The organism is Micromonospora sp. NPDC004336 (assembly GCF_053602615.1).
In genome coordinates, this window is the sequence record NZ_JBSGDY010000371.1 from 1 (window position 1) to 1,256 (window position 1,256).

The 1,256-nt window shown below is 79.6% G+C and carries 1 protein-coding gene and 2 pseudogenes; 2 read left to right on the forward strand and 1 reads right to left on the reverse strand.

The window, feature by feature from the left end; genetic code table 11:
* A pseudogene (locus ACWENR_RS30805) lies at positions 1-147 on the forward strand (phosphoheptose isomerase); the annotation flags it as partial.
* Between the two features lie 392 nt (positions 148-539).
* Positions 540-1,161 (forward strand): annotated as a pseudogene (locus tag ACWENR_RS30810) (PfkB family carbohydrate kinase); the annotation flags it as partial.
* Here the strand turns inward: ACWENR_RS30810 and ACWENR_RS30815 are convergent.
* A partial coding sequence (locus ACWENR_RS30815) for a 30S ribosomal protein S15 (RefSeq protein ID WP_452280446.1) occupies positions 1,094-1,256 on the reverse strand: 163 nt, incomplete at its 5' end. The pseudogene ACWENR_RS30810 and the gene ACWENR_RS30815 sit on opposite strands and share 68 nt — an antisense overlap.

The window sequence follows — 1,256 nt, forward strand, 5'->3', positions numbered from 1 at the left end:
GACGCCTGCCACGACGCCCTCGCCGTCCCCTCACCCGACAGCCAGGTCGTCCAGGAACTCCACCTCGTCACCAGCCACCTGCTCTGCGAGTACGTGGACCAGGCGCTGCCGATGGTGCGGGGCCTGCCGCGGATGGCCCCGCCGGCCCCACGCGGCGTCGGCCTCGCCGACCGGTTCGGCCTGGACGGTCGCGCGCTGACCGCCGCCGGCCACGGTGCCAACGGCAACGGCCGGAACGGCCACGGCTCTGCCGGCGGCGCCGCGAACGGCCACGGCCCCGGCAGCCGTTCCGCGAACGGCCACGGCCCTGACGGCCACGGCGCGAACGGCGACGCCGCGAACGGCGGCACCGCGAACGGCAGCACCGCCAACGGCCACGGCGCGAACGGCCCCGGTGCGAACGGCCCAGGTGCGAACAGCAGCACCGCCAACGGCCACGCCGCGAACGGCAGCACCGCCAACGGCGGCGCCGCCAACGGGCGCGGCGCGAGCGGCGCCGGGCGCCGGCAGGACGGGGCGGCGTCGCGAGCGGCCCGCTGGTGGTGGTCGGCGACGCCCTGCTGGACCGGGACGTGGTGGGCGCGGTCGACCGCGTCTGCCCGGACGCGCCGGTGCCGGTGCTCGACGAGCGGTCCGCCACGGACCGGCCCGGCGGGGCGGGGCTCGCCGCGCGGCGCGCCGCCGCCCAGGGAGCCGACGTCGCCCTGGTGACCGCGCTCGCCGACGACCCGGCGGCCGCCCGCCTGGCCGAACTGCTGACCGCCGCCGGGGTGCGGCTCCTCCCGCTGCGGATGCCCGGCGCGACGCCGGAGAAGATCCGGCTGCGTGCCGGCGGGCAGACCCTGCTGCGCCTCGACCGGGGCGGCGGGCCGCAGGCCCCCCGCCGAGCCGCCCGAGGCGGCCCTGGAAGCGATCGCGGGCGCCGGGGCGATCCTGGCCAGCGACTACGGGCGGGGCCTGCTGCGGCAGCCGACGCTGCGCGCGGCGCTGGCCGAGGCGTCCGCGCCGGTGGTCTGGGATCCCCACCCCCGGGGGCCGGCGGCGGTCGCCGGCACCCGGCTGACCACGCCGAACCTGGCCGAGCTGCGCCAGCTCACCGGGGACGCCGGGGGCGGCAGCCCGCTCTCCACCGCCACCCGTGCCGGGCAGGAGCTGCGCCGGGGACGTAGTTGAGCAGCCGACGGCGACGGCCGACCAGCAGCAGCAGCCCGCGGCGGCTGTGGTGGTCGTGCTTGTGCACCTTCAGGTGCTCGGTG